This window comes from Streptomyces sp. NPDC055955 (assembly GCF_042270245.1).
Taxonomy (GTDB): domain Bacteria; phylum Actinomycetota; class Actinomycetes; order Streptomycetales; family Streptomycetaceae; genus Streptomyces.
Map to the genome: position 1 here is coordinate 90,804 of NZ_JBHJYS010000016.1, position 26,221 is coordinate 117,024.

A 26,221-nucleotide genomic window follows, 5' to 3' on the forward strand; every position below is an offset into this window, starting at 1 on the left:
GTGCCACCATGGGATCTTGGCACCGGAGCAGGGCACGACCGAGGCGAGGGAGAGCACGTGAGCGAGCAGAGCGGGCAGCAGCCGGGGGAGCAGACCGCGACCCACATCGCGCACAACGCCCGCGTGTGGAACTACTGGCTCGGCGGCAAGGACCACTACGAGGTGGACCAACAGGTCGGCGACCGGGTCACGTCCATGTACCCCAGCATCGGCGAAGTGGCGCGCGCCGACCGGGTCTTCCTCGGCAAGGCCGTCACCCACCTCGCCGGCCGGGCAGGCATCCGCCAGTACCTCGACATCGGCACCGGCCTGCCCACCGCGGAGAACACCCACGAGGTCGCCCAGCGCATCGCCCCCGAATCCCGCGTCGTCTACGTCGACAACGACCCGATCGTGCTCACGCACGCCCGGGCGCTCCTCACCAGCACGGACGAGGGCGCCACCAGCTATGTGGACGCGGACGCGCGCGACCCCGCGGCCATCCTGCGCGCCGCGTCCGGCACCCTCGACCTCGGCCGGCCGGTCGCCGTCATGATGCTCGGCATCCTGAACTTCGTCCTCGACACCGCCGAGGCCACGTCCATCGTGCGCCACCTCCTGGGCGCGGTCCCCTCGGGCAGCTACCTCGTGCTCACGCACCCCACACTGGAACTGGGCGGCGAGGGAAACGAGGCGGCGATGCGCTTCTGGAACGAGAACGCGACGCCGCCGATCACGGCACGCGGCCGGGCCGAGATCGAGGGCTTCCTCGACGGGCTCGACGTCCTGGAGCCGGGCCTCGTCTCCTGCGCGCGCTGGCGGACGGACGACGCCGACGAGGCGCCGATCGTCGCCCAGTTCGGCGTCGTGGCCCGCAAGCCCTGACGCACGCCACCACGCGACCCGTCACACGCCGCGTCAGCCGGGCAGCCCCGCGCCGTCGTCCCCCGAGGCGGCGGCGCGCAGCCGCCCGTACTCCTCGGCCATCGTCGCCGCCGTCCAATGCGCGTTCAGACCACTGGGGTTGGGCAGCGCCCACACCCGGGTCCCGCCGATCATCCGCTCCTGCGGGCCGATCCTCGCCTTCGGCTCCCCGAAGGCCGACCGGTACGCCGTCACGCCCACGACGGCGAGCCAGCGCGGCCGCAGCCGCTCCACCTTGGCGGTGAGCAGACGGCCGCCGTCGCGGTACTCCTTCGCGCTCAGCTCGTCCGCTCGCGCCGTGGCCCGCGCGACGACGTTCGTGATCCCGAGCCCGTACGACAGGAGTTCCTCCTGCTCGGCGGGGGCCAGCTGCCGGGGCGTGAACCCGGAGAGGTGGAGCACCGGCCAGAAGCGGTTGCCGGGGCGCGCGAAGTGGTGGCCGGTCGCCGCCGTCATCAGGCCCGGGTTGATCCCGCAGAAAAGCACGGAGAGGCCGCTCGCGACCACATCGGGAACGATGCGGTCACGGGCGGCCTCCAGGTCCGCGGGGGACAGCCGGGTCAGAGGATCGCTCCGGGCGCGTAACCGGCGGCCTCCGGGTGCTGCTTGACGATCTCCTCGACACGCGCGACGACGGTGGCTACCTGGTCGCTCGCGGCGCCCGTGAACGACAGCTTGTCGGCCATCAGCTCGTCGAGCCCGGCGCGGTCCAGCGGGATCCGGGTGTCCGCGGCGAGCTTGTCGAGCAGCTCGTTGCGCTCGGCGCCCTGCTCACGCATGGCGAGGGCCGACGCGACGGCGTTCTCCTTGATGGCCTCGTGGGCCTCCTCGCGGCCGACGCCCGCCCGAACGGAGGCCATCAGGACCTTCGTCGTGGCGAGGAACGGCAGGTAGCGGTCCAGCTCGCGGGCGACGACGGCCGGGAACGCGCCGAACTCGTCGAGCACGGTCAGGAACGTCTCCAGGAGACCGTCGAGCGCGAAGAACGCGTCCGGCAGCGCGACGCGGCGCACCACGGAGCAGGAGACGTCGCCCTCGTTCCACTGGTCGCCCGCCAGCTCCCCGGTCATCGACGCGTAGCCGCGCAGGATGACCATGAGGCCGTTGACGCGCTCGCAGGAGCGGGTGTTCATCTTGTGCGGCATCGCGGACGAGCCGACCTGGCCCGGCTTGAAGCCCTCGGTGACGAGCTCGTGCCCGGCCATCAGACGGATCGTCTTGGCGGTCGAGGACGGCGCGGCCGCGAGCTGTACGAGTGCGGTCACGACCTCGTAGTCGAGGGAGCGCGGGTAGACCTGGCCGACCGAGGTGAACGCCTGCGAGAAGCCCAGGTGGCCCGCGATGCGCTGCTCCAGCTCATCGAGCTTCGCCGCGTCGCCGCCGAGCAGGTCCAGCATGTCCTGCGCGGTGCCGACGGGGCCCTTGATGCCGCGCAGCGGGTAGCGGGAGAGCAGCTCCTCGACCCGGGCGTACGCGACGAGGAGCTCGTCGGTGGCGGTCGCGAAGCGCTTGCCGAGGGTCGTGGCCTGCGCCGCGACGTTGTGCGAACGGCCCGCGATCACCAGCTCGCCGTACTCGCCGGCCAGCTTGCCGAGGCGCGCGAGGACGGCGACGGCGCGGTCGCGGACCAGCTCGAGGGAGAGGCGGATCTGGAGCTGCTCGACGTTCTCCGTCAGGTCGCGGGACGTCATGCCCTTGTGGACCTGCTCATGGCCGGCGAGGGCGTTGAACTCCTCGATGCGGGCCTTCACGTCGTGGCGCGTGACCTTCTCGCGCTCGGCGATGGAGGCCAGGTCGACCTGGTCGAGGACGCGCTCGTAGTCGGCGAGTGCGGCGTCCGGCACCTCGATCCCGAGGTCCTTCTGCGCGCGCAGCACGGCGAGCCAGAGCTGACGCTCCAGCTTCACCTTCTGCTCGGGGGACCAGAGAGTGGCGAGCTCGGCGGAGGCGTAGCGTCCGGCGAGAACATTCGGGATACGGGGCTTTGCAGGCGCAGCAGTCACGTGTACGGATTCTACTGGCGATTCGTGCAGGCCAGCGCCAGGGTCCCGTTCGTCGGAAGCTACGAGGGCGGGGCGTCCGCCGCGCGCCCCCTCGTCACGGCAGGTCAGCCGCGCGGAGCCTCGTACGGCAGCAGCTCGGGGCGCTTCGCCGGGCGGCCGTCGCCGGAGGAGCGGCCCGTCAGGCGGCGGCCGATCCACGGGACCAGGTGCTGCTTGGCGAAGCGGACGTCGGCGAGCCTGCGTGTGCCCCACCCCGGCGGCGCGGTCGGCGGGAGCACGGCCTGCCAGTCGGCCTCGGGCTCGTGGCCGAGCGCCTGCCAGACGGCCTCGGCGACCCGGCGGTGCCCCTCCGCCGTCAGATGCAGCCGGTCCACGTCCCACATGCGGGGGTCACCGAGGGCGGGTGGCCCGTACAGGTCCACGACCACCGCGCCGTGCCGCGCCGCGAGGTCGTCGATGCAGGCGAACAGCTCCTCCATGCGCGGCCGGAAGCGCTCCAGCACGGGCCCGTTGCGTCCGGGGCTGCGCATCAGGACGAGCTGCTCACAGGCCGGCGCGAGCTTCTCGACGGCCTCTTCGAGGAGCCCGCGCACCCGGCCCATGTCGACCTTGGGGCGCAGGGTGTCGTTGAGGCCGCCCACCAGTGTGATGACATCGGCGCCCATCGCGGCCGCGACGTCCACCTGCTCGTCGACGATCTGGCCGATGAGCTTGCCGCGCACGGCGAGGTTCGCGTAGCGGAACCCGGGGGTGCGCGCCGCCATCCGGCCGGCCAGTACATCGGCCCAGCCGCGGTAGGAGCCGTCGGGCAGCAGGTCGGACATGCCCTCGGAGAACGAATCACCGATCGTGACGAGGCTGCTGTAACTGGTGTGGTTGGCATTTTTCTGCATGGCGGAAGCGATGGTAACCCGGGCCCCGGGCCGCCCGACGGGGCGCCGTGTGCCCGGCGTCGGGCACACGGCGCCGAGATCACACCGGCTGTCCGAACAGCTCCCGAAGGACGTCCTCCATCGTCACCAGACCGGCGAGCCGCCCGTCGGCGCCGAGGACCGCCGCCACGTGCGTACGGCTGCCGCGCATCGCCGAGAGGACGTCGTCGAGCGGCGTCGTCTCGCGGACGCGTGCGATCGGCCGCATGTCAGGAATGCGGAACGGCAGATCGCGCGGCGACGCGTCCAGGGCGTCCTTCACATGCAGATAGCCGACGATGCGGCGGTTGTCGTCGACGACGGGGAAGCGTGAGAACCCCGACCGGGCCGACAGCCGCTCCAGCTGCTCGGGTGTGACGCCCACATGGGCGTAGACCACCCGCTCCAGCGGCAGGACGACATCCCTGACCGGGCGCCGGCCCAGTTCGAGCGCGTCGCGCAGGCGCTCCTGGGCGCGGTCGTCGATGAGTCCCGCGTCGCCCGAGTCCTTGACCAGACGGGCCAGCTCGTCGTCCGAGAACGTCGCGGACACCTCGTCCTTGACGTCGACGCGCAACAGCTTGAGCAGCCCGTTCGCGAAGGCGTTGACGGTGAAGATCACGGGACGCAGCGCCCTGGCCAAGGCCACGAGCGGGGGACCGAGCAGCAGCGCGCTGCGCACCGGCTCGGCGAGCGCGACGTTCTTCGGGATCATCTCGCCGAGCAGCATGTGCAGATACGTGGCCACCGTCAGCGCGATCACGAACGAGATCGGGTGGATCAGACCGTGCGGCACGCCGACCGCGTCGAACACCGGCTCCAGAAGATGGGCGATGGCGGGTTCGGCGACGATGCCGAGCACCAGGGTGCACAGCGTGATGCCGAGCTGCGCCGCGGCCAGCAGGGCCGACACGTGCTGAAGGCCCCACAGGACGCTCTTCGCCCGCCGGTCGCCCTCGTCCGCGTGCGGTTCGATCTGGCTGCGGCGTACGGAGATCAGGGCGAACTCGCCACCCACGAAGAAGGCGTTGACGACGAGCGTCGCCAGGCCGATCAGGAGCTGGATCACGGTCATCGGTCCCCCTCCGGGACGTCGTCGGACCCCTCGGTGAGCGGCGCGTGCAGCAGGACGCGGGCCGCGCGGTGGCCCGCGGCGTCCACGACGTCGAGCCGCCATCCGGCGACCTCGACGCTGTCACCGACGGCCGGGATCCGGCCGAGCTCGGTGGCGACCAGGCCGGCGAGCGTCTCGTAGGGGCCGTGGGGGACGCGCAGGCCGACCCGCTGGAGCTGGTCGGTGCGGGCGGCTCCGTCGGCGGAGTAGAGGGCGTGGCCCTCGTCGTCCACGCCGGCCGGGGCGAGGTCGGGTGTCTCGTGCGGGTCGTGCTCGTCCCGCACCTCGCCGACGACCTCCTCGACGATGTCCTCCACGGTGGCGACGCCGGCGGTGCCGCCGTACTCGTCGATGACGACGGCCATCGTGCGCTTCCCGGAGAGCCGGTCGAGGAGCCGGTCGACGGTCAGGGTCTCGGGTACGAGGAGCGGCTCGCGCATCAGGTCGGACACGGGACGGCGGCCCCGGAGTTCGGCGGGCACGGCGAGGACGTCCTTGATGTGCGCGACGCCGACGACCGAGTCGAGGCTGCCGCGGTAGACGGGGAACCGGGACAGGCCCGTGGCCCGGGTCGCGTTCGCCACGTCCTCGCAGGTGGCCTGCGCGTCGAGCGCCACGACCTGGACGCGCGGCGTCATCACGTTCTCCGCGGTGAGGTCCGCGAGGTTCAGGGTGCGCATGAACAGTTCGGCGGTGTCCGCCTCGAGGGCGCCCTCCTTGGCGGAGTGCCGGGCCAGGGCCACCAGTTCCTGGGGTCCGCGCGCGGAGGCCAGCTCCTCGGCGGGCTCCATGCCGAGGCGGCGCACCGCCCGGTTGGCGGTGTTGTTCAGGTGCGTGATGAAGGGGCGGAACGCGGCGCTGAACAGGCGCTGCGGCGTGGCGACGCGCTTGGCGACGGCCAGCGGTGACGAGATCGCCCAGTTCTTGGGGACGAGCTCACCGACGACCATCAGGAAGACGGTGGACAGGCCCGTGCCGATGACCAGTGCGGTCGAGGAGGCGGCGGAGCGGGAGAGCCCGAGAGCCTCCAGGGGGCCGGCGATCAGTGTGGCGATGGACGGCTGGGCGAGCATGCCGACGACCAGATTGGTCACGGTGATCCCGAGCTGGGCGCCGGAGAGCTGGAAGGTCAGGTTCCGTACGGCCTTGAGGGCACCGGCGGCGCCCCGCTCACCGCGCTCGACGGCGCGCTCGAGGCCGGAACGCTCGACCGTGGTGAGGGAGAACTCGGCAGCGACGAACGCACCGCAGGCGAGCGAGAGCAGCACCGCCACGGCGAGCAGGAGCACTTCGGTCATCGGGTCACCTCCGTCCCATGATCGGGCAGGGCGGTGGGTATCGCGCGATGTCGCAGGCGCCGGGTACTGGGAGGCTCGCCCATGGGCGGACGCTCACACCTTTCGGGAGAAGGGGAAGACAGGTGGAGCGTCCATGGTAAAGGATCGGCAAAGCCCGTGTGGTCGGGGCGCCGCCGCCCATGCCGCGCAGGTCAGTCCGTGAGGTGCTTGACCCAGCGTGTCCACTGCGGCTCCGGCGCATAGCCCCCGGCGCGCCACGCGTGCTGCGCGCGTTCGTTGCGGTCCAGGACCATCGCGTCGCCCCGCCGCCCGCCGAGCCGTACGAACCGCTCCTCCGCGGCCGCGAGCAGCGCCGACCCCACACCCCGCCGCCGCGCGTCCGGATGCACCGCCAGCCGGTACAGATGGCAGCGCCACCCGTCGAAGCCGGCGATGACGGTCCCCACCAGCACCCCGTCGCGCTCGGCGAGCAGCAGCGACTCGGGGTCGCGGGCGACGAGCCGCTCCACGCCCGCGCGGTCGTCACTGATGCTGGTGCCCTCGGCGGCCAGCTTCCAGAAGGCGAGGGCGGCATCGAGGTCGTCGGGCGTCGCGGCCCGTATCCGAAGATCATCCATGGGGGCGATCCCATCATCGGGCGGCCGGGCCCGCGCGCCGTTTTCAGGATGTGGACAGCACCCCCGGCTCAGGCCTTCCGCAGCTCCTCGATGACCGGACCGAACGCCTCCATGTACGGCTCCAGGACCGTGAGGTACGTGAACCCGTAACGGTCGCGCTGCGCGCGCACCTGGTCCGCGATCTCACGGACCGTGCCGACGAGCAGCAGCGGCAGGTCCAGCGCCTCGTCCTCCGTGAACTGCGGGATGTGTTCGAGAACCGGCCGGATCGCCGCCCGCCGGTCGTCGGTCACCGTGACCATCTGGATCAGCAGATTGAGTTCGGCGGGCTCCGCGCGCCCCGCCGCGAAGCGCCGGTACACGGCGACGCGCTCGTCCAGCTCCTCAGGGGTGAGGTGCTCGAGCTTCCCGCCCGGGTGGCCGGGGACCGAGCGCGCCCCGGTGAACGCCGCGATCTGTGCGTGCTCGGCCGTCAGCTTCAGCATCCGGTCGCCGTTGCCGCCGATCAGGAGCGGCGGGCGGGGGTGCTGCACGGGCCGGGGCTGATGCTCGTCGGACCCGAGCAGCCGGTCCAGCTCCTCCACGACGTGCCGCAGATGGTCCACCCGCTCACCGGGCGACCCCCACGGCAGCCCGGCCGCCTCGTGCTCCGCCTGTACGTATCCTGCGCCCAGCCCCAGTTCGAGCCTGCCGCCGGTGAGCGCGTCCGTGGTCGCCACCTCGCGGGCGAGGAGCACCGGGTTCCAGAAGCCGGCGTTGAGGACGAACGTGCCCACTCGCGGACGCTCGGTCGCCTCGGCGGCGGCGACCAGGGAGGGGAACGGCGAGGGCACGCCCAGGTGGTCGGCGACGAGGATCACGTCGTAGTCGAGCTCCTCGGCCCTGCGGCAGCGCTTGCGCCACTCGTCGCCGGACGCGGGGGTGACCATGTTGACGCCGAAGCGGAACGCGCGACTCATGAACTCTCCTCGGTATCGGGCGAGTTGAACTCGCCGGCGCTGGTCGGTGGGAGCCCGTACGGCGAGTACATCATTCGTGGGCGATGGCCGCCAGCACGTTCATCCGCGAGGCGCGCAGCGCCGGAAGGAGCGCCGCCGCGAGCCCCACGACGACCGAACCGACCACGACCGTGACGATCGTGCCCCATGGGATGGCGAGCGCCTCCATGCCCTGGAGCGCGAGCACCTCGTGGATGGCCAGCCCCCACACGACACCGAGCGTGAGCCCGAGCACCGCGCCGAACACGGCGATCACCACGGACTCCAGGCGGATCATCCGGCGCAACTGGCGCCGGGAGAGCCCGATGGCGCGGAGCAGACCGATCTCCCGCGTCCGCTCGACGACCGACAGGGCCAGGGTGTTGACGACGCCCAGGACGGCGATGACGATCGCGAGCCCGACCAGCGCGTACACGAGGTACAGCAGCACCGCGATCTGGTCGTGCACGAGCTTCTTGTAGTCGGCCAGGTCGCGGACCTGCACCTGTGGGTACGGATCGAGGGCCTTCTCCAGGCGGGCGCGGAGCACGTCCACGCCCGTGCCGGGGGCGGCGTTCACGTACACCGCCGAGTCCTGGCCGTCGGGCAGGAACGTCTCCAGCGTCCCCATCCCCATGAACAGGCCGCCGGACATGCCGAATCCGTCGCCCCCGCCCTGGTCGGTGAGGGCCGCGACGGTGAGCCGGTCCGTGCGCCCGCCGGGCAGGTCCACGGGCACCACCGTGCCCACGCGCGCGTGGTGCTCCTTGGCGAACTCCGCGTCCATCGCGACCTTCCCGGGGGCGAGTGCGGCCGCCGAGTCGCCCTGGGAGTACGTGATGTGCGCGACGTCGTCGAGCTGTGCCTCGTAACCCGCGGCCGTCGTCTTCACGCGCTTGCCGTCCGGCAGACGCACCGCGAGCGGCACGAACCGCTGTCGCACGACGAGCCCCGCCCCTTTCGTGGCGCGGATCTTTTCAGTGACTTCTTCGGGGAAGGGCGCGAAGTTGGCATTCTGGACGGTGAAGTCGGCGCCCAGGGTCTTGTCGATCTGCTCGTCGAACGACTTGCTCATCGACGCGCTGGCCACGGACATGCCCGCCACCAGAGCGAGCCCGACCATCAGCGCGGCCGCGGTGGCCCCGGTGCGCCGCGGGTTGCGCAGCGCGTTGCGCTGGCTCAGCCGTCCCACCGAGCCGAACACGGCCGGGAACGCGCCGCCCAGGACGCGGATCACGGGACGTACGAGCAAGGGGCCCGCGATCACCATGGCCAGCAGCGTCAGGACGATGCCGGCCATCAGGAGCAGCGAGGCGCTCGCCGTCTTCGTGGCCGCGGCGCAGCCGGCGAGAGCGGCCGTCCCCGCCACGCCGACCACCGCTCCTGTCACCGCGCGCACCCGCAGCGGCCGTCCCGCACCCGCGATCTCGGCGTCCGCGAGCGCCGCCATGGGGGAGACCCGGGACGCTCGCCGCGACGGCAGATACGCGGCCACGAACGTGACCCCGACGCCGACCGCGAACGCGGCGACGGGCGTCCCCCAGCCGATCACGATCTCGGTCGACTTGAGGTTCATCCCGAACGCGCTCATGAGTCTGATGAGGCCGAGCGCCAGCCCGATGCCCGCCGCGAGGCCGAGCACCGAGCCCACCAGGCCGAGCAGCACCGCCTCGGTCAGGACGGAGCGGCGCACCTGCCGTCGGTCGGCGCCGAGCGCGCGCAGCAGTCCCAGCTCGCGGGTGCGCTGCGCGATCAGCATCGAGAACGTGTTCACGATCAGGAAGATCCCGACCAGGACCGCGATCCCGGCGAACCCCAGCATCACGTACTTGATCACGTCGAGGAACGGGCCGAGGTCCGCCGCGTCCGACGTGGCCTGTTCGCTTGCGGTCTTCAGGTCGTAGCCGGAACCGAGCTGTCGGGCGATCCGCCGCTTCAGCGCGGCGTCGCTCACCCCGGGCGCCGCGTCCACGGAGATGCTCGTCGCGCGGTCCGTCCCGCCGAGCAGCTTCGCCTGTGCCGTCGCCGTGTCCAGGAAGACGAGCGCGGCGCCGGGGTTGGTGGTGCGGAAGGTCGCGATGCCGACGATCCGGACGGTGAAGGAGCCCGGTTGCGCGAGGACGGTGAGGGAGTCGCCGATGCGCAGGTGCTTCTTGTCGGCGGTGTCCGCGTCGAGCAGTGCCTCGCCACTGCCGCGCGGGGCATGGCCCGAGGTCAGGCGGACCGGACTGCGGTCCGTGACGTACCAGTTGGTGGCGATGGTGGGTGCGCCGCTGGTCGGGCCGACCGAGTCGTGCCTGGCGTCCACGACGGTGATGTTCTGGGCGGCGGCGTCGATCCTGGCCGCGGCGACGCCGTCGACGGACCTGATCTGCCGGGCGAGCCGGGCGGGGACCGTCTCGACGGCCCCGGTCGGCACCGTCTCGCCGAGGGAGTCCTGCTTCGGATTCACCTGCACGTCGGCGGACGTGGACGCGAAGAGCCGGTCGAAGGTGCGGGTCACCGTGTCCGAGAAGATCAGGCTGCCCGCCACGAACGCGACCGAGAGAACGATGGCAAGCCCCGACAGGACCAGCCGGCCCTTGTGCGCGAGGAAACTCCTGAGCGTCGCCTTCAGCACAGCGGCCCCTCTAAGGCTGGGAGTTGTGGGGGTTGTTGCCCCCGGTGAACAGACGCATGCGCTCCAGGACCGCCTCCGCCGTGGGCCGCGGCATCTCGTCCACGAGGCGGCCGTCGGCGAGGAAGAGCACCAGGTCGGAGTGGCCCGCGGCGCCGGGGTCGTGCGTCACCATCACGACGGTCTGCCCGAGGCCGTCCACCGCCTCGCGCAGGAACCCGAGTACCTCCAGGCCCGCACGCGAGTCCAGGTTCCCGGTCGGCTCGTCCGCGAAGATGAGTTCCGGTCGCGAGGCGAGCGCCCTCGCGCAGGCCACCCGCTGCTGCTGACCTCCGGAGAGCTGCGCGGGACGGTGCCCCAGCCGGTCGCCGAGGCCCAGCGTGTCGATGACCTGCTTCAGCCACTCCGCGTCCGGGGTGCGGCCCGCGATGTCCATCGGCAGCGTGATGTTCTCCGCCGCGTTCAGCGTCGGAATGAGGTTGAAGGACTGGAACATGAAGCCGATCCGGTCGCGCCGCAACCGCGTCAGCTCCTTGTCGCGCAGGCCCGTGATCTCGGTGCCCCCGAGCCACACCTGGCCCGCGGAGACCGAGTCGAGCCCGGCCAGACAGTGCATCAGCGTGGACTTGCCCGATCCCGAGGGGCCCATGACCGCGGTGAACCGGCCGCGCGCGATGTCCACGTCGACCGAGTCGAGCGCGAGAACGGAGGTCTCCCCGGACCCGTACGCCTTGGTCAGGCCCCGAGCGCGGGCGGCGACGTCGCCCGCCTCCGCCAGGCCGTGGGGCTGTTCTGCTGCCGCTGTGGACAAGGCCGCCTCCTGGGTCTCGCCGTCGTCCTGGCCGTACCGACTCCCGTGTCGCGTACGAGAGTAGTGGGGTGCGTCACACGCGCGGTATCCCTCCGAGGTCGGGCTCCCGATACGCGTGTAAGGGGCACATTCGGCGTCTTCTTGCCGGTGCTAGCACGTCGGCGCTAGCGTGAAGTCATGGCGAAGACTCAGCTGAACGTACGGGTGGACGAGGACACCGCCCGAGCCGCGCGTGAGCGTGCGCTGGCGCGCGGCGTGAGTGTGAACCGGTACATCGAGGAGCTGGTCAGACAGGACGCGGGCGAGCTCGGCCGGACGTTCGTCGAGGCGGCCGCCGACTTCATGAAGCAGTACGAATCCGTGTTCGCCGAGGAATTCGGCGCGGAACGCGACGGCCGACGCTGAGCCCTTGAGCGAATCGAAGAACGTGCGGATCGACCTTGCCTGGCTTCTCATGATCGCCGAACAGAAGACGCCCGGAGACCCTCAGGTGACCGACTGGGGCGCGCTCGTCGCAGCCGTCAGCCGGCACGAGGCCGAGATATTCGGGACCGCCGTGTACGACAGCCCGCAGGCGCGGGCCGCCGCACTGCTCCAGCTGCTCCTCCACGTCCCTGCTCTCGAACGCTCGAACGCGATGTTCGCGTCGGCCGTCGCGTACGCCTATCTCGTCGCGAGCGGCCTGAAGGTCGCCACGTCGCCCGACCAGGTCAGGGAACTGGCCCGCCTGGTCAAGGACGGCGGGGCGACCGTGCACGACATCGCGGAGGAACTGCGCAGCTGGAGCCTGTGAGGCCCCTAGGCACTCACCGGGGGCACCTCGGCGCTCGTGGTGAACGCCGCCGCGTCCCATGTGCCCGACAGCTCCGGCGCCAGCCAACTCGGCGCGGCTGCGCGGAAGTCGGGGTGCGCACCGGCCCCCTCGGGGATCGCGCCGAGGAGCTTCGTCCCCGAGACCTCGGGGAAGTCCGCGAGGTTGCAGCGGGCCGCGAGGTCGGGATGCTCCGGCCAGCTGCCGACGACCACGCCGAGCGGCGTCAGGTCCCGGGCGCGCAGGGCCTCCGTCGTCAGGGCCGTCGAGTTGAGCGTGCCGAGCCCCGCCGCCGCGACGACGAGGACCGGCGCGCGCAGCTGCCCGGCGGCATCCGCGAGCGTGCCCCCGTCCGCGTCGAACCGCACGAGCAGGCCGCCCGCGCCCTCGACCAGGACCAGGTCGTGGTCCGTCGCCAGCTTCGCCGCCGCGTCGGCCACCTCGTGCGGGCGCACCGGGGGCAGGCCGGCGCGCAGAGCGGCCGTCGCGGGCGCCAGCGGCTCGGGGTACCGCGCCAGTTCCACGGCCGTCACCCCGCCGCCGACCAGGCGCGTCACCTCGTCGGCGTCCCCGCGCTCACCGGGCCCGACACCGGTCTGGGCCGGTTTCAGGACGGCCACCGAACGCCCCGCGGCCAGCGCGGCGGCCGCCACGGCCGCCGTCGTGACCGTCTTGCCGATCTCGGTTCCGGTCCCCGTGACCACCAGTACTGTCATGTGTTCAGCCCTCCCGCGCGGCCGCGCACACCGCGCGGCCGATCCGTGCCAGATCCTCGTCCCCCGTGATGTACGGAGGCATCGTGTACACGAGGTCGCGGAACGGCCGCAGCCACACGCCCTCGCGCACCGCCGCCCGCGTGGCCGCAGCCATGTCGATCTCGTGGTCCAGCTGCACGACCCCGATCGCGCCGAGCACGCGCACATCGCGCACTCCGGGCACCTCCGAGGCGGCGCCGAGCGATTCGCTCAGCCCCGACTCGATCCGCTTGACCTCCGTCGCCCAGTCCTGCCCGAGCAGGAGGTCGATCGAGGCGCAGGCCACCGCGGCGGCGAGGGGGTTCCCCATGAAGGTGGGCCCGTGCGCCAGCACCGGCACGTCGCCGCGCGAGATCCCGTCCGCCACACGCGCCGTGCACAGCGTCGCAGCCAGCGTCATGTAGCCGCCGGTCAGAGCCTTGCCGACACACATCACATCGGGAGTCACCGACGCGTGCTCAGCGGCGAACAGGGCCCCGGTCCGGCCGAACCCCGTGGCGATCTCGTCGAACACGAGGAGCACGTCGTGTGCGTCGCAGGCCTCGCGCAGGACCCGCAGATACGCGGGGGAGTGGAACCGCATCCCGCCCGCGCCCTGCACCACGGGCTCCACGATGACGGCCGCCAGCTCATGGGCGTGCCGCCCGATCAGCTCGTGCAGATGATCCGCGTAGGCCTGCTCGTACCCGGTGGGCGGGGCGTCGGCGAACACGTGCTTCGGCAGCGCCCCCGACCACAGCTCGTGCATGCCGCCCTCGGGGTCGCAGACCGCCATCGGCTGCCAGGTGTCGCCGTGATAGCCGCCGCGCCACGTCAACAGGCGGCGCTTCTCCGGCCGCCCGAGGGAACGCCAGTGCTGGAGACACATCTTGATCGCGACCTCGACGGACACGGAGCCCGAGTCGGCGAGGAACACATGCTCGAGCCCCTCCGGCGACATGTCGACAAGACGCTTCGCGAGCCCGACGGCGGGCTCGTGGGTGAGCCCGCCGAACATGACGTGGCTCATCCGGTCGAGCTGGTCGCGCACCGCCTCGTTGAGCACGGGGTGGTTGTAGCCGTGGATCGCCGACCACCACGACGACATCCCGTCGACCAGCTCGGCGCCCTGACCGCTCTCACCGGCGAGTCGCAGCCGTACCCCGGCCGCCGACTCGACGACCAACGGCTCCTGCCGCCCCGGCATCGGACCGTACGGATGCCAGACGTGCCGCCGGTCGAGGTCGAGCAGCTCCGCCACGGGCAGCCCCGTCACCGCGGGCCCGGGCAGCTCAGGCATTGGGCGCGAGATCCGTACCGGCACCCCGGCGGCGTACGGCGACCAGGTCCGTGCGCGCCTCGGGCACCTCGGCGACGGGGGACTGCGCAGCCTCTTCATGGGAGCCGCACCCCTCACCGGAACCGCAGGCCGAACCCGCGCCGGAACCGCAGGCCGCGTGCGCGCCGGAACCGCAGGCCGCCTCCGCGTCGGAACCACACGGCCCGCCCCGGTGCTCGGGCAGCGTGACCTGGTCGGTGCCCTCGACCTCGAACCCGGCGTCCGTGATCATGTCCAGGTCCGCCTTGCCCGCCTGGCCCTCACTCGTCAGGTAGTCGCCGAGGAAGATGGAGTTGGCGAGGTGGAGCGCCAGCGGCTGCATCGAGCGCAGGTGCACCTCGCGCCCGCCCGCGATCCGCACCTCGACATCGGGGCAGACGAAGCGGACCATCGCGAGGATCCGCAGGCAGCGCTGCGGAGTCAGGTTCCACTCCTTGGCGAGCGGCGTGCCCTCGAAGGGGATCAGGAAGTTGACCGGCACCGAGTCCGGGTCGAGCGCGCGCAGCGAGTAGACGACGTCGACCAGGTCCTCGTCGCTCTCGCCCATGCCCGCGATGAGCCCGGAGCAGGCGGACAGACCGGCCGCGTGGGCCTTCTGCACCGTGTCGACGCGGTCAGCGTAGGTGTGCGTCGTCGTGATGTCGCCGTACGTGCCCTCGGAGGTGTTGAGGTTGTGGTTGTACGCGTCGGCGCCCGCGCCGCGCAGCCGTTCGGCCTGGCCCTCGGAGAGCAGACCGAGGCAGGCGCACACCTCGACGCCCTCGTTCTGCTCCTTGATCGCGCCGATCGTCTCCGAGACACGGTCGACGTCGCGGTCCGTCGGCCCGCGCCCGGACGCCACCAGGCAGACCCGCTTCGCGCCGCCCGCGACACCGGCGGCCGCGGCCTTCGACGCCTCGTCGGGCTTCAGCCACGTGTACTTGAGGATCTCGGCCTTGGACCCCAACCGCTGCGAGCAGTACGAGCAGTCCTCGGGGCACAGGCCCGACTTGAGGTTCACCAGATAGTTGAGTTTCACCCGGCGCCCGAACCACTGCCGCCGCACCTTGCCGGCCGCGGCCACCACATCGAGCAGTTCGTCGTCGGAAGTCGCCAGAACGGCGAGCGCTTCTTCACGGCTGGGCAGCTCGCGCCGCAGCCCCTTGTCCACCAGCGTGTTCAGCAGGTCCATGGCCCGATCCTGGCCTACGCGCCCTGCTCAGGCCAAGGAGGCTTTGCACAACTCTGCCGGTTCGAGGTGTGGGTATTGCCACACCCTGGGCGGCTGGATGTCCCGCTAGTGTCTGTGCACTGCCTACAAAACTGTGTGCAGGACAGCAGCGGGCACGGGACTGCACACCCCACTCGAGAACCGGTCGCCCGACGGCCGGGCGGAGGGACTCACATGGCGGCATCGCCGTTCGGCTGGATCGACGAGCAGGAGCGCGTGCGCCGCGGCGCCGGACTCGTCCGCACGCTGCGCCCCCGCCCCGCATCGAACCCCCTCCTCGATCTCGCGAGCAACGACTACCTCGGCCTCACGCGACACCCCGAGATCACCGCAGGAGCGGCGGACGCGGCGCAGCGCTGGGGTGGCGGCGCCACCGGCTCGCGGCTCGTCACGGGCACCACGGAACTGCACGCCGAACTCGAGCGCGAACTGGCCGAGTTCTGCGGTTTCGAGGCGGCGCTGGTTCTGTCGTCCGGCTACGCCGCCAATCTCGCCGCCGTGACCGCTCTCGCCCCGCACGGATCGCTGATCGTCTCGGACGCGAGCAACCATGCCTCCCTCATCGACGGCTGCCGGCTCGCTCGCGGCGCGACGCAGGTCGTCCCGCACGCCGACCCCGACGCCGTCCGCAAGGCCCTCGACACGCATCAGGGACAGGCCGTCGTCGTCTCGGACTCCGTCTTCTCGGTGGACGGCGACGCGGCTCCACTGGACGAACTCGCGCGGGTGGCAAGGGAGTTCGGGGCAGGTCTGATCGTCGACGACGCGCACGGGCTCGGCGTGCTCGGTGACGGCGGCAGGGGCGCGCCGCAGGCGGCGGGGCTCGCGGGCGCGGACGACACCGTCGTCACGGTCACCCTCTCCAAGTCGTTCGGCAGTCAGGGCGGCGCCGTCCTCGGTCCGGCCCGGGTGATCGACCATCTCGTCAACACCGCTCGGACGTTCATCTTCGACACGGGCCTCGCGCCCGCGGCCGCCGGCGCCGCGCTCGCGGCCCTGCGTCTGCTGCGCCGCGAACCCGAGCGCGCCGAAAGGGCCCGCGCCGTGGCGTCCTCGCTGCACGAACTCCTCACGGCCGAGGGGCTCCAGGCCGTACGGCCCGACGCCGCCGTCGTCTCCGTGCGCGCGCCGTCCCCCGAGGAGGCGGTGCGCTGGGCGGCGGACTGCCGCGAAGCCGGCCTCGCCGTCGGCTGCTTCCGTCCCCCGTCGGTGCCGGACGGCATCTCACGGCTGCGGCTGACCGCCCGCGCCGACCTGACCGACGATCAAATCGCCCAGGCGGTACGGGTGATCAGCCGCAATGCTCCTGACTCGGCGTTCACCGCAAGGAGTTGAGGAATCCCTCCCAGGCGGAGGGCGAGAACAGCAGCGCGGGTCCGGCCGTGCGCTTGGAGTCGCGCACGGCGAGGAGTCCGGCCGAGGGGCCATGGTGCAGCGGAGCGGTCTCGACGCAGTTGTTCATTCCGGTGCTTCGGCTGCTTCGCCGCCATGGCGCGTCGTGCAGAGAGGTGCTGGGAACCGCGGCAGATGGTACGTACCGAGGCAGTGCTGACATGGTGCCTCCTTACGTGCTTTCACTGTCCCAAGGGCGGTGCGCTCCGGCGATCCCGGCGATGAAATCCAGCGAGTCCCCGGGCGAAAGGGCGTGGATCCGAAGGGTGTCAAAGGCGTCCGTGTACGCCTTGAGGTCTTCTTTCCGTTCGAGGTAGAGGCTACTCGTCAATTGGTCGAGAACCACTACGTCCAGATCAGAAGTGTTCGGAAATGAGAAAACAACGAAAGGGCCGGTTAGTCCGACATGCTCCCCTGCGGTGAACGGCAATACCTGAAGCCGTACATGGGGAAGTTTCGCCACGGCGGCCAGATGGCGCAGCTGCTCCGCCATCACCCGGGGACCGCCCACCGGCCGCCGCAGCACCGCCTCGTCGAGCACCGCGCTGAGCCGGAGCGGTGACGCGGAACGCAGCACGTCCTGCCGGGCGATCCGCACCTCGACCAGTGCGTCGACCTGTCCGTCCGGCAGCCCGCCGAGCGCGGCCCTGGTCACCGCACGCGCGTAGTCGGGCGTCTGGAGGAGGCCCGGCACGACGGACGTCTCGACCGTCCTGACCCGGCACGCCTGCGACTCCAGGCTGATGAAGTCCCGGTAGGCGGGCGGCAGAAGACCTCGGTAGGCGTGCCACCAGTGCCGGCCGCCGTCGTCGCCCGATCCGGCCAAGGCGACCAGCAGGTCCCGTATCCCGGGGTCCGTGACCTCGAACGCGTCCAGCAGGAGCCGGACGTCCGACGCTTTCACGCCGCTGTGCCCGGTCTCGATACGGCTCACTTTCGACTGGTGCCAGCCGACGAGCCGGGCCGTCTCACCACTGGTGAGTCCCGCGCGGGCACGCAGCGCGCGCAGTTCCGCGCCGAGCCTGCGGCGGCGCACCGCCGGACCGTGTTTCATCCCGTCTCCTCGGACCTGCGGCCCGGCTCCTTCAGGCCGGGCGGATCGGTGTGCTGAGCCGACCGTAGAGGAAGCCGGCGGCCTGCGCCCAAATGCGGGCCATCGACGCAGAGTTCACCGCTTCGAGCGACAGATATATGCATATCTCGGGGGATCGGCTCCACCGGCCGGGCGGGAGTGGCACTCTGGCGCGAAGCACCAGTCCGGGGGGCGCCTCGAGTCATCCGCCATGTGTCGGATTCAGGCCCCGGCGAAAAAAGGGACGACGTCGCCATGGCAGATCACCAGGAAGCATCCGTCACTCTGCCGAGCGATCCCGCCTCGGTCTCCTCGGCCCGCACATATGTCGGTGACGTACTCGCCGAATGGGGCATGCCGCGCGACGCGGAAACCGCCGACACGGTCCGGCTCATCGTCTCCGAACTCGCCACGAACGCCGTGATGCACACCCGCGGACAGTCGCCCGTCTTCAAGGTCGACGTGCAGCTGGAGCGTGACGAACACCTGCGCATCGGCGTCACGGACAGCCACCCTCGCCACCCGAAGCGGCTCCCGGCCGCCGTCCAGCAGGACAACGGGCGCGGCATGGTGATCATCCGTTGGCTGACCGCCGAGTGCGGCGGGAGCCTGTCGGTCATGCCCACCCCCGAAGGCGGCAAGACCGTGTGGATCGCCCTGCCGTGGACGGTCCCTGTCCAGCAGGTGTGAAAAGGCGGCGGGTGGCGAGCGGCTACGGGGACGGGGTGTCCGTCCCCTCCTTCGCCCGCGCGAGCGAGCGCCGCACCAGACGCGGCAGCACGCCCCACAGGCCCGCACAGACCGCGAACGTGCCCGCACCCGCCGCGATCCCGGCCGCCCGCCCCGCCGCGACGTCCACGACGAGCAGCACGGACCCGGTCAGGGCGAGCACCAGTACGCTCAGGCCGGCCGTGGCGAGGCGCGAGGACATCTGCACGATCTGCGGCTTGGCGCCGCGCCGGAACAAGGCGCGGTGCAGCGCCGCGGGCGCCGTGAACAGCGCGGCGGCGAGCACCGCGAGCAGCAGCGTCGCGATGTAGGTCGCGCGCTGCACGGAGTCCAGCGCCGCGAACCGCGGAGTGAACGCCAGCGTCAGCAGGAACGCGAAGAGGATCTGCACGCCTGTCTGGGTGACTCTCAGCTCCTGGAGCAGTTCGCCGAAGTTGCGGTCCGCGCGCTCCAGCGGCGTCTCGTGCCGGTCCCGGCCTCCGCTCGGCGGGCCCGGGTCGCGTGGGGCGGCCTCGTCGCCTGCCGTTCGCTCCTCGTCCATACGACCACGAGTACCCCATTGCGAGGTTCCGAGGCGGACGGGGCCGCGCGAGCACTCTCCGGCGCCTGACGGGTCCCCAGCGCTCCCGGGGACCCGTCAGGCGGCGCTAGCGCACGCGCCCGTACCAGACGCTCTTCGTCCAGATCCGCTCGAGCCGCACCACGGCACCGGTCTTCGGGGAGTGCCAGATCCTTCCCTTCCCGGCGTAGATGCCGACGTGGTAGACGCCGCGGCCCGAGTGGAAGAAGACCAGGTCCCCGCGTTTTCGATGGGACGCGGAGACATGGCGGGTCTTGTTGTACTGCTGGGCGGCGGTGCGGGGCAGCTTCTTGCCCGCAGCCTTGAACGAGTAGAGCGTCAGGCCCGAGCAGTCGAACGTGCGCGGCCCTGTGGCGCCCCATCGGTAGGGGCTCCCCTTCTTGGAGGCCGCGATCTGGAGTGCTTTCGTCGCCGGTGGCGCGGCGTCCGCTTCGGGCGCGGCTCCGGGGACCAGCAGGCTGCCACCCGCTACGGCGAGTGTGAGGGCCGAGGCCGTTCCGGCCCGGGTGAGCAGCGACGGGACACGATTGAGCGAGGTCATGCGCAACCCTTCGTCAGCCGCCTGTGAAGGATGACCTGTCGGATTCGGGCTGGCGAAGTTGCCCGGCCGCGCAGTGCGGCTTCACCCCAAGGGCCGGCCCGGAAAACAGCTCCGGCGGCCCGTCATGCTCGGGTCCTCCACTCCTGCCGATCCACTTCTGTCGACCTGGCATCCGCACGGCGGCAGGACTCGGCGTCCGCGCGGACCGCCCCGCCGCGGCGGCGGGGGCTTGTCGTCGGAAGGGATCTTCACGCAAGAACGCCAAGAACGCAGAGCCGAACCGGCGTTAAGTGAGTGTCCTCACGACTGGCCTGTTCGGGTGGACAGAGCACCTTTCCATCCCGGCGCGGGGGTCCCGACGACGCCCGCACCAGCAGCGGAAGGCGGAATCCAGGACTCCGCGTCGGCGTTCCGCGCAACTTTTCCGGTTCCCATGTGCGAGTGCCGGCTACTCCGTATGTGGGTACCTCTTCTGGTCCGTTTCGATCCGGCTCCGGACGGTTCGCATCGATCGCTTCGTTCTTGAACGTGCTGTCAGTTGACCGGCTCCGGTGGAACTGTGACCCGTTGTGTCCTCCTTTCTCCGTCCAGGACCCGCAAAGCCTGAGCCAGCGTCGTCGCGTGGACCTCGCTCTCGCCCCGGTGGTGCATGAGCGTCAGAGCGTCCCGGAGGGCCGTCGCCCTGCCGACGAGCGCTTGCGCGGCCCGCAGTCCGCCATACGTGTGGTTGCCCCTGGCCGGGTTGATCCTGCCGAGCAGGTCGACCACTTCCAGGTAGCGGTCGAGGAGTTCGCACTCGGCCCGTGTCAGTGCGGGCAGCGGGGGCAGTTCGGGTGGCAGCGTCACCGGATCACCTGGCGCCGCGGACCGGACCGGACGTCTTGCGGTTGTCGATGACCCGGTCCACGAGCCCGTACTCCAGGGCGTCCTGGGCCTGGAGGATCGTGTCCCGCTCGATGTCGGCGGCGATGCGCTCGTGACTCTGCCCGGTGTGCCGCGCGAGCAGTTCTTCCAGCTGGCCGCGCATACGCACCAGTTCACGGGCCTGGATCTCCAGGTCGGTCGGCATTCCCTGCGCGGGCTCGGGCAGTCCTGGCTGCCGGATCACCACGCGCGCGCCGGGCAGCGTGGCCCGCTTCCCCGGCGTCCCGGCCGCCAGGAGCACGGCGGCGGCGGAGGCGGCCTGCCCGAGGCACACGGTCTCGACCTCGCAGCTGACGAACCGGATCGTGTCGTAGATCGCCGTCATCGCGCTGAACGAGCCGCCGGGGGAGTTGATGTACAGCGAGATGTCCCGGTCCGGCGCGGCGTACTCGAGGTGCATGAACTGCGCCATCACGTCGTTCGCGGAGGTGTCGTCGATCGGCGTTCCCAGGAAGACGATCCGCTCCTCCAGGAGCTTGGAGTACGGATCGAGAGTGCGGTGCCCGGCCGAGGTGCGCTCGGTGAACTCGGGCAGGACGTAACGGGCGGAAGGTCGGTTCATGGCACATGCCTCCGTGAGCGCGTAACTCTGTCGCTGCTTCTGTAAAAAATGTACAGGACGTACGGACGATCGAGTAGGGCTCGGGCTGCGAGAGACGCGAGGGGAGGGCTTTGCCGCAAGGGACGCGATGGGAGGGCTTGTGCCGCCAGGGACGCGATGGGAGGGCTCGTGCTGCAAGGGGCGCGAAGGGAGGGCTTTGCCGCAAGGGGCGCGAAGGGAGGGTTTGGGCTGCAGGAGGCGTGAAAGGGGGTCGGCCCGCGCCCGAGGCGCCGGCCGACCCCCTGCTCCGTTCTCCCGTGTCGTGGCTACCGGTCGCCGTCGTCCGAACTGGACAGGCGCAGCGCGAGGTGCTGCAGGAGGTCGGCGGTCTTGATGTCCGTCCGGCCCGAGTCGTGCACCTCGGCGAGCTCGGAGAAGAGGAACGCGAACGCGCCCACCAAGGAGATCGTCACGGGCATCAGTGCCGCGACGGTGGCCTCCGCCGCCTCCTGCACGCTCGATTCCGCAGGGATCTCGATGGAGGGGAAGACCTCTGTCACCAGGCGCCCGAGCTGGGCGTCCTCGGTCTCGATGTCGGGCTCGGCATCCTTGCTGAGCCTGCGCACCATTTCCTGGGTCTCGGTCAGGACGCCGATTGCGCGCAAGATGATCTCGCTCTGTTCCATGCGCGGAGCCTAGGCGCGCGAGGCCCCGCCGCGGGCGCTGTTCCGGGCGGGGCTCCGTCGGATCCGCGCAAGCAGCCATGCAGCACGAACAGTTGACACGTCGACGCTACGCCCGGCCACTGACAACGGTGGCGGCTCGCATCTGCCCGCCCGGGCCGCCGTCCCACCCGTGGGTCGTCGCGCGATCACGGACCGTGTCCGTGCTGCGGGCCCGGTCTAAGCTGGAGGACATGGCCTACGAGATTCCGGTGACGCAAGCCCGCGCTGAGCTCGCCGATCTGATCAACCGCGTCGTGTACGGCGGGGAGCGCGTCGTCGTGACCCGGCACGGCAAGCCGCTCGTCGCGTTGGTCTCCGCCGCCGATCTCGAGCGCCTGGAGGCCCTGGGGGACCCGGAGGGCGAGCAAGTGATCAGCTCCGTCTCCAGCATCGGCTCGACCTCGTCCACCGGAGGCGACCGCCACCGCTTCGGCATCGCCGCGGAGCACCGAGGACCGGAGGCCAGGTAGGCCGGGGCAGGTCGGTCGGATCGGGAGGTCGGTCGGGTCGGGAGGCCGGTCTGGTCGGGAGGTCGGTCGGGTCGGGCCGGCCCGGCGAGTCTGACTGACCTGGTAGGTCGCATGCGTATGACGGGCCTCAAGTAGGGCCTGGATCAGATGACTTGGGCTCTCGATCGGACGACTTGGGCTCTCGGCCCCTTCGGCGGCGCCCGCTCCGCTTCTCGCACAGCCCGTCGAGCCGTACGTATACGAGCCCGAGCCCCTCGCGCCGCCCTCGTGATCGAGGGCGTCAAGACCCGTGCCCCGCCGAAGTGTTCCGCCGTGGCGCCCCACCGCACCGCACGCACCGCACTGCCCCGCCGAAGCGCCCCGTCGTCATACGGCAGGGGGTCCAGCAGCGCCCCGTCCGTGCCCGGCGTCATGAACTGGCCGATGCGGCCCACCCGTTCGGGCCGTCACGGCATGGTCGGTGCCGGCGGCCCCGCGCCCGGGTGCCCTTCGAGGGTCTCGGTGAGTCATCGTGCCTCGGCGATCACGCTCTGTCGCGGCCGCTTGACGGGGGCTGTTCAGGGAGGTCCATAGCGAAACTTTGCCGTGCGGCCTGCAGGCGCTGATGGGTATGGGTGAGCCCTGCTGGCGGTCATGAGCGGGTCAAAGGGTGGTTAACCTCGTTGAAACTCCCCGCAATTAGCCTGCACCGCACGTCACCAGGGGATTTCGTAACCCGGGATGCACAAGATCGTGTGCATTTCTTGTGTGTTACATCTATACCCGTCGCGGTGGCCGCGGCAGCCGGACCCCGCACGGTCCGGAGTGAAGGACTGTGAGGTGGGAGCCGTGCAACTGACCCCGCACGAGCAGGAGAGACTGCTCATTCATGTGGCCGCCGACGTGGCCGAGAAGCGCCGGGCCCGGGGTCTGAAGCTCAACCATCCCGAGGCGATCGCCCTTGTCACGTCACACATTCTCGAAGGCGCACGTGACGGCCGGACCGTGGCCGAACTCATGTCGTCCGGTCGCAAGGTGCTCACGCGCGACGACGTCATGGAGGGCATCCCCGAGATGATCCACGATGTGCAGGTCGAGGCGACCTTCCCCGACGGCACCAAGCTCGTCACTGTCCATGACCCGATCGTCTGACGGGGGGAGCGCTGCCATGATCCCCGGAGAGATCCTGTTCGCGGACGAGCCCGTCGTGTTCAACGCGGGCCGCGAGGTCACCCGTCTGACCGTGCTCAACGCCGCCGACCGGCCCGTCCAGGTCGGCTCCCACTACCACTTCGCCGAGGCCAATCCCGGTCTGGAGTTCGACCGTGCCGCGGCGCACGGTCTGCGACTCAACGTCGCCGCGGGGACCGCCGTGCGCTTCGAGCCCGGAATCCCCGTCGACATCGAACTCGTGCCCCTGGCCGGCCGGCGCATCGTGCCCGGTCTGCGGGGCCGGACCGGAGGTGCCCTCGATGGCTGAACTCTCCCGCGCCGCCTACGCCGACCTGTTCGGCCCCACCACAGGCGACCGCATCCGCCTCGCGGACACCGACCTGCTGATCGAGATCGAGGAGGACCGCTCCGGCGGCCCCGGACTCTCCGGTGACGAGTCGGTGTTCGGCGGCGGCAAGGTGATCCGCGAGTCCATGGGTCAGTCACGCGCTACGCGCGCAGACGGCGCCCCCGACACCGTCATCACCGGCGCCGTGATCATCGACCACTGGGGCATCGTCAAGGCCGACATCGGTATGCGGGACGGCCGGATCACCGCGATCGGCAAGTCCGGCAACCCGGACACGATGGACGGCGTCCACCCCGACCTCGTCATCGGCCCAGAGACCGAGATCCTCGCGGGCAACGGCAAGATCGTCACCGCCGGCGCCATCGACACCCACATCCACTTCATCTCGCCGACCATCGTCGACGAGGCGCTCGCCTCCGGTGTCACCACGCTCATCGGCGGCGGTACCGGCCCGGCAGAGGGTTCCAAGGCGACCACGATCACCCCTGGTGCGTGGCACCTTGCCCGCATGTTCGAGGCGATGGAGTCGAGCCCCGTCAACATCGGCTTCCTCGGCAAGGGCAACACCACGTCCGCCGAGTCGATGTACGCCCAACTGCGCGCGGGAGCCGTCAGTTTCAAGATCCACGAGGACTGGGGCGCGACCCCCGCCGTCATCGACGCCTGCCTGAACGTCTGCGAGGACACCGGCGCGCAGCTCGCCGTCCACACGGACACCCTGAACGAGGCGGGCTTCGTCGACGCCACGTTCGACGCCGTGGCCGGCCGCACCCTCCACGCCTTCCACGTCGAGGGCGCGGGCGGCGGGCACGCGCCCGACATGATCACGGCCGTCTCGCTGCCCAACATGCTGCCGAGCTCGACCAACCCGACGAGGCCGCACACCGTCAACACCGTCGAGGAACACCTCGACATGCTGATGGTCTGTCACCACCTCAACCCGGCGGTCCCCGAGGACCTGGCCTTCGCCGAGTCCCGGATCCGGCCGACCACCATCGCGGCCGAGGACGTCCTCCACGACATCGGCGCCATCTCGATCATGTCCTCGGACTCCCAGGCGATGGGCCGCGTCGGCGAGGTCGTCCTGCGGACCTGGCAGACCGCGCACGTCATGAAGCGCCGCCGCGGCCAACTCCCCGGCGACACCCGGGCCGACAACCGGCGCGCGCGTCGCTATGTCGCCAAATACACGATCAACGCGGCCGTCGCGCAGGGCATCGACCGCGAGATCGGCTCCGTCGAGACCGGCAAGCTCGCCGATCTCGTGCTCTGGGACCCCCAGTTCTTCGGTGTCAAGCCGCAGCTCGTCATCAAGGGCGGCCAGATCGCGTACGCACAAATGGGTGACGCCAACGCGTCCATCCCCACGCCGCAGCCCGTCCTGCCCCGCCCCATGTTCGGTGCCCACGGCAGGGCCCCGGCATCGAACTCGTTCTTCTACGTGACGCAGACCGCCCTCGACGACGGTCTGCCCGAACGCCTCAGTCTCGACAGGAAGTTCGTGCCGATCCGCTCGACGCGGGGACGCACGAAGGCGGACATGCGGGAGAACGACGCGCTGCCGCGGGTCGAGGTCACCCCCGACAGCTTCGCCGTCACCATCGACGGCGAACTCGTCGAGCCCGCGCCCGCCGCCGAACTGCCGCTCGCCCAGCGGTACTTCCTGTTCTGACGGGCCGAGAAGAAGAGTCATGACACGAGCCGCACTACTCGTCCTGGCCGACGGCCGCTTCCCCGCCGGAGGGCATGCCCACTCCGGCGGGGCGGAGGCCGCCGTCAAGGCGGGACGCATCACCGGCGCGGCGAGCCTGGAGGAGTTCTGCCGGGGCCGTCTGCACACCACGGGGCTGGTGTCGGCGTCCTTGGCGGCCGCCGCCGCGCTCGGCCTCGACCCGGTCACCCTGGACGAGGCCGCTGACGCCCGTACCCCTTCGCCCGCCCTGCGCGCCGCGGCGCGCAGGCTCGGCAGACAGCTCATGCGCGCCGCGCGCGCGGCCTGGCCGCACCCCGAACTCGACGCGCTCGCCCGGCGGTTCCCCAAGGGGGCGCACCAGCCGGTGGTCCTCGGCCTCACCGCACGGGCCGCGGGCCTCGGACCCGTCGACGCCGCCTACTGCTCCGCGTACGAGAGCGTCAGCGGGCCCGCCACCGCGACGGTCAGGCTGCTCAGCCTCGATCCGTTCGACGCGACGGCGGGGCTCGCGCGCCTCGCGGACGACATCGACCGCGTCGCGACGGCGGCCGCCGAGGCGGCGGCACGGGCCGTCACCGAAGGGGCGGATTCATTGCCCGCGGCGTCCGCGCCGCTGCTGGAGGTGGGGGCCGAGGCCCACGCGGCCTGGGCTGTGCGCCTGTTCGCGTCGTAGGACGCGACCTGGCACCCCAGGCGCCCCGTCCGCCA

29 protein-coding genes and 1 riboswitch are annotated in these 26,221 nt (G+C 71.2%); of the genes, 10 read left to right on the plus strand and 19 right to left on the minus strand.

Going from position 1 to position 26,221, the window contains the following annotated elements:
- The first annotated feature begins 57 nt into the window (after positions 1–57).
- Positions 58–864 (plus strand): SAM-dependent methyltransferase, encoded by an 807-nt coding sequence (locus ACFC96_RS29030; RefSeq protein ID WP_376614900.1) that lies wholly within the window; start codon positions 58–60, stop codon positions 862–864.
- Between the two features lie 33 nt (positions 865–897).
- On the opposite strand, the gene mug is transcribed toward ACFC96_RS29030, so the two are convergent.
- The 9 genes from mug to ACFC96_RS29075 form a co-directional block, all read right to left on the minus strand.
- Complete coding sequence (mug, locus tag ACFC96_RS29035; protein ID WP_376614997.1) at positions 898–1,467, minus strand: G/U mismatch-specific DNA glycosylase; 570 nt, start codon at positions 1,465–1,467, stop codon at positions 898–900.
- Positions 1,464–2,906 carry an adenylosuccinate lyase gene (purB, locus tag ACFC96_RS29040; protein ID WP_376263400.1) on the minus strand — a complete coding sequence of 481 codons (1,443 nt, stop codon included), beginning with the start codon at positions 2,904–2,906 and terminating at the stop codon, positions 1,464–1,466. Before purB ends, mug begins: the two co-directional genes overlap by 4 nt.
- A gap of 104 nt (positions 2,907–3,010) precedes the next feature.
- A complete protein-coding gene (locus tag ACFC96_RS29045) occupies positions 3,011–3,799 on the minus strand; it encodes an SGNH/GDSL hydrolase family protein (RefSeq protein WP_376263397.1) in 789 nt (262 codons plus the stop codon).
- A gap of 79 nt (positions 3,800–3,878) precedes the next feature.
- Entirely contained in the window at positions 3,879–4,892 is a 1,014-nt protein-coding gene (locus tag ACFC96_RS29050; protein WP_376614902.1) for a hemolysin family protein, read from the minus strand.
- On the minus strand, positions 4,889–6,229 hold the full coding sequence (locus ACFC96_RS29055; RefSeq protein ID WP_376263391.1) for a hemolysin family protein: 1,341 nt from the start codon (positions 6,227–6,229) through the stop codon (positions 4,889–4,891). The genes ACFC96_RS29050 and ACFC96_RS29055 overlap by 4 nt, the downstream gene beginning before the upstream one ends.
- Before the next feature lie 191 nt (positions 6,230–6,420).
- Entirely contained in the window at positions 6,421–6,846 is a 426-nt protein-coding gene (locus ACFC96_RS29060) for a GNAT family N-acetyltransferase (RefSeq protein ID WP_376263388.1), read from the minus strand.
- Positions 6,847–6,914: 68 nt separating this feature from the next.
- Positions 6,915–7,805: an LLM class F420-dependent oxidoreductase gene (locus ACFC96_RS29065; protein WP_376263385.1), complete on the minus strand. Its 891-nt coding sequence runs from the start codon at positions 7,803–7,805 to the stop codon at positions 6,915–6,917.
- 70 nt (positions 7,806–7,875) lie between these two features.
- Complete coding sequence (locus ACFC96_RS29070) at positions 7,876–10,443, minus strand: ABC transporter permease (protein ID WP_376614904.1); 2,568 nt, start codon at positions 10,441–10,443, stop codon at positions 7,876–7,878.
- 10 nt (positions 10,444–10,453) lie between these two features.
- Positions 10,454–11,251: an ABC transporter ATP-binding protein gene (locus ACFC96_RS29075; RefSeq protein ID WP_376614905.1), complete on the minus strand. Its 798-nt coding sequence runs from the start codon at positions 11,249–11,251 to the stop codon at positions 10,454–10,456.
- Positions 11,252–11,428: 177 nt separating this feature from the next.
- Here ACFC96_RS29075 and ACFC96_RS29080 point away from each other — a divergent pair, with 177 nt between their 5' ends.
- Together ACFC96_RS29080 and ACFC96_RS29085 are read left to right on the plus strand one after the other, a co-directional pair.
- A complete protein-coding gene (locus ACFC96_RS29080; protein ID WP_376263378.1) occupies positions 11,429–11,656 on the plus strand; it encodes a toxin-antitoxin system HicB family antitoxin in 228 nt (75 codons plus the stop codon).
- 49 nt (positions 11,657–11,705) lie between these two features.
- The gene (locus ACFC96_RS29085) at positions 11,706–12,044 is read left to right on the plus strand and encodes a fic family toxin-antitoxin system, toxin component (RefSeq protein ID WP_376263628.1); all 339 of its coding nucleotides are present in this window, start codon (positions 11,706–11,708) and stop codon (positions 12,042–12,044) included.
- Positions 12,045–12,049: 5 nt separating this feature from the next.
- Here the strand turns inward: ACFC96_RS29085 and bioD are convergent, their stop codons facing one another.
- From bioD to bioB, 3 genes are read right to left on the minus strand one after another with little or no spacing between them, the layout of a single operon-like run.
- On the minus strand, positions 12,050–12,778 hold the full coding sequence (gene bioD / locus ACFC96_RS29090) for a dethiobiotin synthase (RefSeq protein WP_376614907.1): 729 nt from the start codon (positions 12,776–12,778) through the stop codon (positions 12,050–12,052).
- Between the two features lie 4 nt (positions 12,779–12,782).
- Positions 12,783–14,096 carry an adenosylmethionine--8-amino-7-oxononanoate transaminase gene (locus ACFC96_RS29095; protein WP_376614909.1) on the minus strand — a complete coding sequence of 438 codons (1,314 nt, stop codon included), beginning with the start codon at positions 14,094–14,096 and terminating at the stop codon, positions 12,783–12,785.
- On the minus strand, positions 14,089–15,306 hold the full coding sequence (gene bioB / locus ACFC96_RS29100; RefSeq protein ID WP_376263370.1) for a biotin synthase BioB: 1,218 nt from the start codon (positions 15,304–15,306) through the stop codon (positions 14,089–14,091). The genes ACFC96_RS29095 and bioB overlap by 8 nt, the downstream gene beginning before the upstream one ends.
- A 213-nt stretch (positions 15,307–15,519) precedes the next feature.
- Between bioB and ACFC96_RS29105 the strand changes: the two genes are divergently transcribed.
- Complete coding sequence (locus tag ACFC96_RS29105) at positions 15,520–16,680, plus strand: 8-amino-7-oxononanoate synthase (RefSeq protein ID WP_376614911.1); 1,161 nt, start codon at positions 15,520–15,522, stop codon at positions 16,678–16,680.
- Here ACFC96_RS29105 and ACFC96_RS29110 read toward each other — a convergent pair.
- Both ACFC96_RS29110 and ACFC96_RS29115 read right to left on the minus strand, forming a co-directional pair.
- Positions 16,664–16,900, minus strand: coding sequence for a DUF397 domain-containing protein (locus ACFC96_RS29110; protein ID WP_376263364.1), 237 nt, complete (start codon positions 16,898–16,900; stop codon positions 16,664–16,666). The genes ACFC96_RS29105 and ACFC96_RS29110 overlap by 17 nt on opposite strands.
- A 9-nt stretch (positions 16,901–16,909) precedes the next feature.
- Positions 16,910–17,791, minus strand: a complete 882-nt coding sequence (locus ACFC96_RS29115; RefSeq protein WP_376263361.1) for a helix-turn-helix domain-containing protein — start codon at positions 17,789–17,791, stop codon at positions 16,910–16,912.
- Between the two features lie 273 nt (positions 17,792–18,064).
- On the opposite strand from ACFC96_RS29115, the gene ACFC96_RS29120 reads away from it, so the two are divergent.
- Entirely contained in the window at positions 18,065–18,499 is a 435-nt protein-coding gene (locus tag ACFC96_RS29120) for an ATP-binding protein (protein ID WP_376614912.1), read from the plus strand.
- A gap of 22 nt (positions 18,500–18,521) precedes the next feature.
- On the opposite strand, the gene ACFC96_RS29125 is transcribed toward ACFC96_RS29120, so the two are convergent.
- The 5 genes from ACFC96_RS29125 to ACFC96_RS29145 all read right to left on the minus strand — a co-directional run bounded on the left by ACFC96_RS29125 (position 18,522) and on the right by ACFC96_RS29145 (position 21,810).
- Positions 18,522–19,079, minus strand: coding sequence for a DUF6328 family protein (locus ACFC96_RS29125; protein ID WP_376263355.1), 558 nt, complete (start codon positions 19,077–19,079; stop codon positions 18,522–18,524).
- Positions 19,080–19,185: 106 nt separating this feature from the next.
- Positions 19,186–19,659: a C40 family peptidase gene (locus tag ACFC96_RS29130; protein ID WP_376263352.1), complete on the minus strand. Its 474-nt coding sequence runs from the start codon at positions 19,657–19,659 to the stop codon at positions 19,186–19,188.
- Between the two features lie 3 nt (positions 19,660–19,662).
- Positions 19,663–19,840: riboswitch (cyclic di-AMP (ydaO/yuaA leader) on the minus strand.
- A gap of 353 nt (positions 19,841–20,193) precedes the next feature.
- A complete protein-coding gene (locus tag ACFC96_RS29135; RefSeq protein ID WP_376263349.1) occupies positions 20,194–20,505 on the minus strand; it encodes a hypothetical protein in 312 nt (103 codons plus the stop codon).
- A 4-nt stretch (positions 20,506–20,509) separates the two neighbouring features.
- On the minus strand, positions 20,510–21,145 hold the full coding sequence (locus tag ACFC96_RS29140; protein WP_376614914.1) for an ATP-dependent Clp protease proteolytic subunit: 636 nt from the start codon (positions 21,143–21,145) through the stop codon (positions 20,510–20,512).
- 305 nt (positions 21,146–21,450) lie between these two features.
- Positions 21,451–21,810: a hypothetical protein gene (locus tag ACFC96_RS29145; RefSeq protein WP_376263344.1), complete on the minus strand. Its 360-nt coding sequence runs from the start codon at positions 21,808–21,810 to the stop codon at positions 21,451–21,453.
- A gap of 230 nt (positions 21,811–22,040) precedes the next feature.
- Here ACFC96_RS29145 and ACFC96_RS29150 point away from each other — a divergent pair, with 230 nt between their 5' ends.
- The 5 genes from ACFC96_RS29150 to ACFC96_RS29170 all read left to right on the plus strand — a co-directional run bounded on the left by ACFC96_RS29150 (position 22,041) and on the right by ACFC96_RS29170 (position 26,186).
- Positions 22,041–22,319, plus strand: a complete 279-nt coding sequence (locus ACFC96_RS29150) for a type II toxin-antitoxin system Phd/YefM family antitoxin (RefSeq protein WP_376263341.1) — start codon at positions 22,041–22,043, stop codon at positions 22,317–22,319.
- A gap of 828 nt (positions 22,320–23,147) precedes the next feature.
- The gene (locus tag ACFC96_RS29155; protein ID WP_116501972.1) at positions 23,148–23,450 is read left to right on the plus strand and encodes an urease subunit gamma; all 303 of its coding nucleotides are present in this window, start codon (positions 23,148–23,150) and stop codon (positions 23,448–23,450) included.
- A gap of 16 nt (positions 23,451–23,466) precedes the next feature.
- Entirely contained in the window at positions 23,467–23,778 is a 312-nt protein-coding gene (locus ACFC96_RS29160; RefSeq protein ID WP_376263338.1) for an urease subunit beta, read from the plus strand.
- On the plus strand, positions 23,771–25,492 hold the full coding sequence (locus tag ACFC96_RS29165) for an urease subunit alpha (RefSeq protein ID WP_376614915.1): 1,722 nt from the start codon (positions 23,771–23,773) through the stop codon (positions 25,490–25,492). The genes ACFC96_RS29160 and ACFC96_RS29165 overlap by 8 nt, the downstream gene beginning before the upstream one ends.
- Before the next feature lie 19 nt (positions 25,493–25,511).
- Entirely contained in the window at positions 25,512–26,186 is a 675-nt protein-coding gene (locus ACFC96_RS29170; RefSeq protein WP_376614917.1) for an urease accessory protein UreF, read from the plus strand.
- The last annotated feature ends 35 nt before the right edge of the window (positions 26,187–26,221 follow it).